Below are 7,714 nucleotides of genomic sequence, written 5' to 3' on the forward strand. Positions count from 1 at the left end.
GCCTGAAGGCCGGAAAGTGCGTCCAAAAGCGCAAAACCGCGTCGCGATACCCACTTTGGCCGGTCATTGGACGATCCGACGCGAGAACATCAGCCGCCTGCAATGATTGGCGACCACGGCCGCGTGCCGACCTACCCGTTTGCACACAACCAAGACCCGAAGCGGGCCTGCACGCGATCCAGCGCGCGCGTTCTGCGTCCTGGTTCCGACGGGCCAAAAGCCCAACTATCCTGATAGCGGTTGCCTTGGTGAAAAGTGATAGGATCAAAATCGCTTGGGGGGATTGATCGGACTTTGGTGACGCTTTTGAGGAGTTTTTCAAATGCAAAGTCGCATCCTCGGACTCATTACATCTGCTCTCATTCTGGCGTACGGCACTGCCGGTGCCTTTGCACAGGACCAAATGGCACCCCAACCAGATCAGCAACAAATGCAATCGCATCCCATGGGCCAGGAAGGCGCGGGCGCGATGGGGCACGAAAGCATGATGGGCAGTGGCATGATGGGGCGTATGATGGGGCGCGGCATGATGGGTGGAGGCGCGATGGGACCACCCTTTATGATGCGCATGATGTTCGCGCTGATGGACGCCGACGGCGATGGGACGATCTCACTGCAGGAGTTTCAGGCGGCTCACGAACGAATTTTCAAGGCAATGGATACCAACAAAGATGGCAAACTCACGCTAGAGGAAATGCAAGCGTTCATACACGGAACGAAGTGATCGGTTCCGCGAGAGGGAGACCATCTAGCTCCTGACAGCGACGGCGGTTTCGTCGGCCGATATAAGCGAGCCGACTCGTTGTACTGGCAGACAGCTATTTCAAGCGTCATTTTCGAAGCGAGACTTCTCATCTACCATACGGAACGTCAGCCTTTGGGCCGTAAAGACAAGCGTGGGATTGATGGGGCCAGACTCCCGCTTCACGCTGGTCACGGCGACCGGAAGACGATCCTACAGCTGAACCCAGCGGTCGATCATAGCTGCTAGCTCATGATCCCACTCGGGGTCCTCCTAGCGCCTTGATTTACGCGGCGCTTTTCCCTTTGTCTGATGGTTCCTCGAGAGTCGTCTTGGTTTCCTCCAATCCCTTTTCGTAGCTGCCTGCGAACCGCTCGATGCTGTTGGCCCACATTCTCAGCATCGAGACTTGAAAATGCATAATTGGCTTCAGGGCATTCATACCCATTGCTGTCAATGCGGCGGTGGGCCGTTGTGGGTCGCGCGCGAAGGGGTTTGAGTTAGAGATATTGTCTGCCATGCTGTTCGCTCCTTCTGCTCTGGTTTTAGGCCTCAAAGCTAGGTTTCGAGTTGCCCACTGCGCGCTTCTAACCGCTCGGCCAAAGCTTGATCAGCCGCCAGGCTCGCACCTCGTGCGTCATGCAATTCGTCTAGTTTCTTCAAGTAAACGACTGCCGCAACTTGCAGGAGATTGAAATCATATTCGCCGGTATCAGAAAGATTGGTGACGTAGCGATAAAGGTCGGAACGCCTGCTATCGTTCTCACTGAGATCGCTGTGGACCAGCAAGTAGTTCCGCCAAGCGAACGCACACGCGCCTTCTCTAGCCTGAGCAGTCATGGGCACCTCCCAATAGCGGGAAAGGACTGGCCCGCCGTTTCGTTCCGCGATTTTCTTTACTGTAGTGTTGTTCCGTAGCTGCGCCGCAAGATGGTTTTTGTCGGGGGGCGTGGTTCCGCTCAAAGCCGTCGGGGGGGCGGGTTCGACAGGTAACAATCCATCCATTTCCGACCGCGGCGGCGCTCCAACGTCAGCCGCCGCAGTTGACCGGAAATGGCCGGGATAAATTAACTATCTAGTAGTCCCATTGAGGCCCGCGAGAATGCCTCGCTTTCCCCTCGTAAGTGGGAAAGACTCTGCCAATCCGTGTGGAGAAGCCGCAATGTCGAACTCACCGGTCCCGTTCGAGCTTGCAAAGTTGCGCGGCAACCCAGGCAAGCGGCGCTTGCGCCCCGAGCCACAGCCGACGGTCGAAGCAGAGCCGCCTGCGCCGCCGGATTGGCTTTCAGCCTATGCACGCGAAGAGTGGTTGCGTGCTGGTCCACAGTTGCACCATTTGCGGCTGCTGAGCGTGCTCGATATCGGCCCCTTTGCAGCCTATTGCGAGGCTTACAGCACTTGGCGGACTGCCGCCGAAGCTCTAGCCCGGTTCGCTGAGCGGGACGACGCCACCCGTGGACTGCTGATCAAGAGCTCGGAAGGTCCAAAAACTAACCCCCTGGTACGGATCGCGTCGCGCGCCGCCGAGGATATGGTTTCCTTCGCGTCCCAGTTCGGCCTGACGCCGGTCGCGCGGGCGCGCATTGCGCGTGGTCCCGGCTGGGAGCCGCCGTGCGGCAGCAAGTTCTGCGGCTTGCTTGGCTGAAATCAAGGTGAACCGCAAACGGGGTGTGCTCGAGTCCGTTATTGCACCGATAGCGGCGGAATAGCAGACATCCATCAACCGCAGCTTCGGGCCAACAGATGACACTCGCGAAATGAAGGAGACCGCCAACTCCATCACCCGGTTCATCGCCGAATACTTGCGGTCTTCGCCTTGATCCAATGCTCGCAACGCGATCTTCTAAAAATTGACCACTCGCGAGTCCGGCTGCTTGGCTGCGGCGTGGAACTCGTTCATCCCAGCAAGCTTCACCCGTTTGTCGAGCGCTGATGCCGCTAGACCGCGCGCCTCTACGCAAGGCTTGCACACCATCAACGTCACATTGGGATGCGCTGCGATCTCCTCGTACCGGTTCGGTGGCCCGACCGGGACGAGCTTCGCGCCCACGCCCTCGATTGCTGTGAATACGGCATCGGCGAATAACATCAGCGTGACGCTGTCGCCGCTCTGCACCGCGGACGTAGCGAAGATAAATGGCAGCATTGCCCGAGTTGGATCAGTCGGACCATATGTGGCGGAGATAGCGAAATGCATCTTTGTCTCCTATCCTAGTTCCCGCGCTCCGGCGGTCTGCACGACTGAAGTTAAGCAATTTGAGGCGGATTGGGCTTGATCAGCGTCAACGGACGTTCTTCGGGACTTCGGCTATCAGCCTAGCATTTGTCGAGGGCTGCTAAAACTGTTGTCAATTTCTGCTAAGTCGAGATCGGCGGCCCCATTCGGCGGCGACAACCCGGAAAGCGGACATCGCAACGCCCTCCGCTGTGGGTCAGCTAGGGCCAAGAGCGGTGGAAGTCGTTTCAAAGACAAGGCCGCCGGTAGGGCAGCCCATTGGAGCCATAAGCATTCCGACGCGCGCTCTCAACGAACGAACTGGCCCGCCGCCGCTCGCCATCCTCTCCAACTCTTCCCACATCTCGCGGACCAGTTCGATTGGGGGCCCTACGTACTCATTAGGCGACCAGCAAAGCGGAATGATGCGATAGTTCTCCCGGTCTAGCAGCCAGCCCTTGACGCCACAGGCCCAGTAAGGGAAGGCGTGTGCCTTAATGTAACGTAGCTTCGTGCTCATCCGTTGCACTCCGCATGATAGGCCTCAAAGAACGGTCGCAGGTTGATACTGAGCGACGTGCCATCGCCTTGGTTCAGGATCAAGGTGTACCGCTCGGCCTCAAGCTCGCATCCCTTGATCGATGCGCCGGAAGGGCCGCGTTCGCCGCGATCGCCCTTCGGACCGGCTGGTCCCTTTTTCCCTTGGAAGCAGAGCGCTTGCCAATCGTCGCCCGGGCATGGGCCGGGATTGTTGCGGCGCGCGACAAAGCTCCCGCCGTTGAGGGCGACAACGTCAAATCTGGAATACGGCTCGTCCTGTTGGTAGGTGCCCCTCACGCGAAACGAAAGCCCATCGAGACCGCCTGCGGCGACGCAGATCCAATGCTCCTCATCTGACGGCGCGCGCGCGGTATCGCAACGTGCCTGATAGGTCGAGCCTTCATGCGTGACCAGTTCCCCCTCGTAGTGCACGTTTCCCTCGACGTAGGGATGCACGCGCGGAACGTTCTTTTCGTCAATCAGTGTCCGGAGCCCGCCGAGACGCTCCTCGATCGCACGCTCCAGCCTGATCAGCGTATCGCTGAAAGCTGCGCGCGCCTCGGCAACCGCCGCCAACGACTCTGCCTTGATCGCTTGGGATGCGTCTTTCCAGCGGCGCTTTGCTTCCTCAACGTCAGCCATCATTTCGGCCAGGCACTGCTTCCAGCATTCGAGCAGAAAGTCCTGATCGTCCCCGCGCGGAGCAACGTCGCGTTCTGTAATCGCCATCGCAGCCTCCTGTTCATGTCGCTTCTCTAATGGCAGTATAGCATGAGCCGTTTCGCAAGGGAGCTACGCCAATGAGCGAAGGCAATGGTATGAGGACGAGATTGTCGCTTGGCAGAATGCGGTCGATGAATTCGATCCGCATCGGGCTCGCGGCAAGGGGCGGCGTGGGCGTGCGGGTTAGTTGGACACGCTCTCAGATGTTGTACCGGTGCAAAGCGACGGATCGATGTCCGCCCGCTCGTGCTCTTGGGTGGCGCTCTCGAAACGGTCACTGGGGCAGCACGATTTGACTCTTCGGATTGAGAACCGGACACGGCGAAACGCAGGCTTCTGTCGCGGCGGCCTGGCTTCGGCGCGGACGGCCAACCGGCCCCCTGGTGGTCGAGGCTCCGATGATCGAGGTCGGCGATGTGCTGAAGAAGGGAGAGCCGCCTGCTGATGCGGTCGAACGCTTAAGGCACCGGCTTCGCGAACTCGATGCCGACCGGCACTGGATCGAAAGCTCGTGCGTTCCGTCAAGCGATTGCAAAGCGCGCATGCGGGGGGAGATCGAAACCACCGCGGCAAGTGGCGCACCGTCCTTTGATGGGCTGATCGAGCACTTCGGCGACATCGCATGGCCGCAGCATGTCGTGCACATCCCGCCGTTCGCGATGGGTGAGAAAGGTGCTGCGGTTACCGGCAGCGCGAGTGGCGAGCTAACCGATGTCATGGCGTTTATGATTTGGCTACACAAGTCGGCGGTGATCAAGGCGCTCTCCGATCTGATCGATCAGGAAGGCGACGATGCCGTCGCGGTGTCTCAGCGAGACCGCGAAGTGCGCCTCGCCGAGATCGGCCGCGACCGGTTGCGCGTTGAGCGCGAGGAAGCCGAATTGTGCTGGCGCGCGCAGGCTGAGGGCGCAGCGATTATGCACCGCCCGGATATTGATCCGCGCGCCCTGCTGGGCGTTGAATTGATCGCGGCACCGGCTCCGGTGCCCAATGGCGACGGCCTGTTTGGCGTGATCCGCCGTGCTGGCCCGTAAGGTTTCCGAGATTTCGTTCGAGCATAGGCAGGCGGCGCGTGAGTGCGGCGGCGGGTGACGTGCCATCCGCCGCCACGATCTAGCTGGCACAAGCTGCATAGGTTGCAGCGGTAAAATGTGCGATCCTGAGGGTATGTGGAAAATCCGCTTATTCGACGCTCTGGTCATCACCGCTGGGGTCGCATCAACGATCGCGATGGCCGTCGTCATCTTGAACGTCTGACCGGACACGGTGCGTTTCCCGGGCCTCAGACCATGTTTACCGGCGTTTACGCAATCCGCCCGGTCCGAGGCAGTCCCGTCCCCGTAAACGCACGCAGTGAGGCCTACAGCCGAGACCGTTGAAGGTCCGCCTCGGCCAGCGACAGATCGGCAAGCCGCGATACCCTCACGGAATAGGCGGAGCCGCCTCCAGTCGCTTGCCTAGTCGCCTCGCGCTGCCGGGCATAATCCTGGCGAAGCAGCGATAGAAACACCGCGCGGTCACGCCGCGAAAGCGCCCGCCATCCCTCCAAACCTGCTCCGAGTTGGTCATTGGCCGCTACCTTGCAGAGTTCGCATTAATAGCGGCGGGCTGAAAATCGGGAAAGGCGTGTGCCAGATATGCCGATGGCGGGGGGTCCCGCGTTGGATTACCCACCCCAAGTACCCATGCCATGCCCGGTTCCGGAATTGAGCCTGGCGAACCCCTTAACCCGTTCGGAACCGAAACCTTCTTAACCTACGTGAATTCTACCAACGGGGCGTAGCGATGAGGCGCGCGATGGCCCCGCTCTCAATGGGCGACGTGTTTCTTACGGTCGCCATCATGTCCACCGCTTTCCTGATCGAGATCGGCTTTTTCATCTTGATTGGAATGTTCTGAAAGGAAACGCGCGCTCTGGGCAGCGCGCAGCCGATGCGAGGATCTAGCTCTCCACAAGCTTGATGGTTGAGACCGGCCATCTTCCATCATGGCCTTTGATCGCAATCCGAAGCCCGTGCAATTCATCCAGCCAAACGTTCTCCACTGTGCCTGCCTTCCCGTCGGTAAGGACGACGGCTTTGCCGATCAATTCAGATTGCGCCTCACCGTACTCGTTCAAGATCGTTAACGCATGACGTTTCACCGATGGCATTGCTCGTCCATGTTCGGCCGAGCCATCCGCGCGGATCAATGGCGAGGTTTCTTCCAATGCTCCGCATCGGGAACGATTGACGGTGAGCGCTCCAATTGGCGGAGCCGATCGATTTGCGTTTCGAGGCGCGCTGGCAGTTTCGGCTCTGGTTTCAGTGACGCGCGCAATCTCTCGCCGATCTCTCGAACGATGGCCCGGCTGTGTACGTAGTCGATGTCGATGTTATTGCGCATAAGGGGAGCCCTTCGGTTCGGTGAAAACGATGCCGCCCGCAGGCCGACATCGGCCCCAGTCCTGCTCCCCGCGACCTCAATCGAGGCACGGCTGACGAGTTTGAACGAAATCCGAGACCGCCGCTTTTGGCTATCTTGCGCGAGCGCTTGATATTCAGAACAGCGGGTCGCTGGCAGCGACCTTTGGCTATCCGCGACATGCGCCGTAATAGTACCGGCGAGCGGCGGTCTCGTTCTTCTAAAGCTTCGCAGGTGCTTTCGTTCCTTCGATCTCTGATCGCGACGCGATGGTTTCATTCCGACGAGGAACTCGGCGTGTAGCGTTGCGACGCTTAGGCCACGGACGCAATTGACACACGAGCAGCACTCGGAACTATTTCTGAGAGTGGCCGGTTACTAGTTCATGGGGCGATGAAGGGACGGATGATCGCCATGAGGACCCAATATCTCGCTGCGACAGCTGTTCTTGCCGCTTGGACTGGGCTGGCCGTGAATTCGCTCGGCTTGCTGCCTCTCGAAAAGCAGTCCACGCCAGCCGCCACGCAAGTTGCGGATCGACTAGCTGTGTCCGTGGAACCATTTTTGATGCGGTCTAGTGGCTAACAGGATTAGGCCGAGGCCGGTGATACCGCAGGACGCGCCCGTCCTTCCGTAGCGGTCATGATCAACGGATGTTCGTCACCGGCGGCCCGCCCGTACGTGGCGGTGGCGGCATGCCCCACCGCATCGTCACCATCTCGTGTTGCGGATGACTGGCGCGAGATAGTCTGGAAACACTCAGGGCATCGGCGCGAGGTTGCCGACGTAGCGATTGATCACCCGAAACAGGTCGATGATCGCGGCTTGGTTCGTGGTGATGCTGTAGAGGTTGGCACATCACGCTAACCGACGCTCAATAGATGGTTTCTCGCAATTTCGTGCCCATCCGGGCATCAAAGCGTCACCAAGGCGGCTGGCAAGTTATCAATCTCTCGCGGGTCGGCACGGATGTGGAGTGAATGTCCGCTTTCGGGGGCGGGTTCAACGGATCGCCGCAACACATTTTGCGAACTTCTCAGCCGGGGTTTGAAAGAGCAAGGTCTTTCGTGGCCTTTCATTGAGCTGCCTGG

At 59.5% G+C, this 7,714-nt stretch carries 8 protein-coding genes and 1 pseudogene; 3 read left to right on the forward strand and 6 right to left on the reverse strand.

Annotated elements, in window-relative coordinates; genetic code table 11:
* The first annotated feature begins 322 nt into the window (after nucleotides 1-322).
* The gene (locus AC630_RS21935; protein ID WP_074120543.1) at nucleotides 323-724 is read left to right on the forward strand and encodes an EF-hand domain-containing protein; all 402 of its coding nucleotides are present in this window, start codon (nucleotides 323-325) and stop codon (nucleotides 722-724) included.
* A gap of 304 nt (nucleotides 725-1,028) precedes the next feature.
* On the opposite strand, the gene AC630_RS21940 is transcribed toward AC630_RS21935, so the two are convergent.
* Nucleotides 1,029-1,262 (reverse strand): hypothetical protein, encoded by a 234-nt coding sequence (locus AC630_RS21940; RefSeq protein WP_074120544.1) that lies wholly within the window; start codon nucleotides 1,260-1,262, stop codon nucleotides 1,029-1,031.
* Between the two features lie 38 nt (nucleotides 1,263-1,300).
* Nucleotides 1,301-1,582, reverse strand: coding sequence for a hypothetical protein (locus AC630_RS21945; protein ID WP_074120552.1), 282 nt, complete (start codon nucleotides 1,580-1,582; stop codon nucleotides 1,301-1,303).
* Nucleotides 1,583-1,904: 322 nt separating this feature from the next.
* On the opposite strand from AC630_RS21945, the gene AC630_RS21950 reads away from it, so the two are divergent.
* Complete coding sequence (locus AC630_RS21950) at nucleotides 1,905-2,387, forward strand: phage terminase small subunit P27 family (RefSeq protein ID WP_074120545.1); 483 nt, start codon at nucleotides 1,905-1,907, stop codon at nucleotides 2,385-2,387.
* Between the two features lie 198 nt (nucleotides 2,388-2,585).
* On the opposite strand, the gene AC630_RS21955 is transcribed toward AC630_RS21950, so the two are convergent.
* Both AC630_RS21955 and AC630_RS21965 read right to left on the reverse strand, forming a co-directional pair.
* Nucleotides 2,586-2,939 (reverse strand): DsrE family protein, encoded by a 354-nt coding sequence (locus AC630_RS21955; protein WP_074120546.1) that lies wholly within the window; start codon nucleotides 2,937-2,939, stop codon nucleotides 2,586-2,588.
* A 534-nt stretch (nucleotides 2,940-3,473) separates the two neighbouring features.
* Nucleotides 3,474-4,073 (reverse strand): hypothetical protein, encoded by a 600-nt coding sequence (locus AC630_RS21965; RefSeq protein ID WP_167561253.1) that lies wholly within the window; start codon nucleotides 4,071-4,073, stop codon nucleotides 3,474-3,476.
* Nucleotides 4,074-4,618: 545 nt separating this feature from the next.
* Between AC630_RS21965 and AC630_RS21970 the strand changes: the two genes are divergently transcribed.
* Nucleotides 4,619-5,254 carry a hypothetical protein gene (locus AC630_RS21970; RefSeq protein WP_143198214.1) on the forward strand — a complete coding sequence of 212 codons (636 nt, stop codon included), beginning with the start codon at nucleotides 4,619-4,621 and terminating at the stop codon, nucleotides 5,252-5,254.
* Between the two features lie 908 nt (nucleotides 5,255-6,162).
* Here the strand turns inward: AC630_RS21970 and AC630_RS21975 are convergent.
* A complete protein-coding gene (locus AC630_RS21975; RefSeq protein WP_074120550.1) occupies nucleotides 6,163-6,372 on the reverse strand; it encodes a PRC-barrel domain-containing protein in 210 nt (69 codons plus the stop codon).
* Between the two features lie 900 nt (nucleotides 6,373-7,272).
* Nucleotides 7,273-7,463: pseudogene (locus AC630_RS47140) on the reverse strand (SOS response-associated peptidase); the annotation flags it as partial.
* Nucleotides 7,464-7,714 lie beyond the last annotated feature (251 nt).

The sequence above is a fragment of the Bradyrhizobium sp. AS23.2 genome (genome assembly GCF_001908185.1).
Taxonomy (GTDB): Bacteria; Pseudomonadota; Alphaproteobacteria; order Rhizobiales; family Xanthobacteraceae; genus Bradyrhizobium.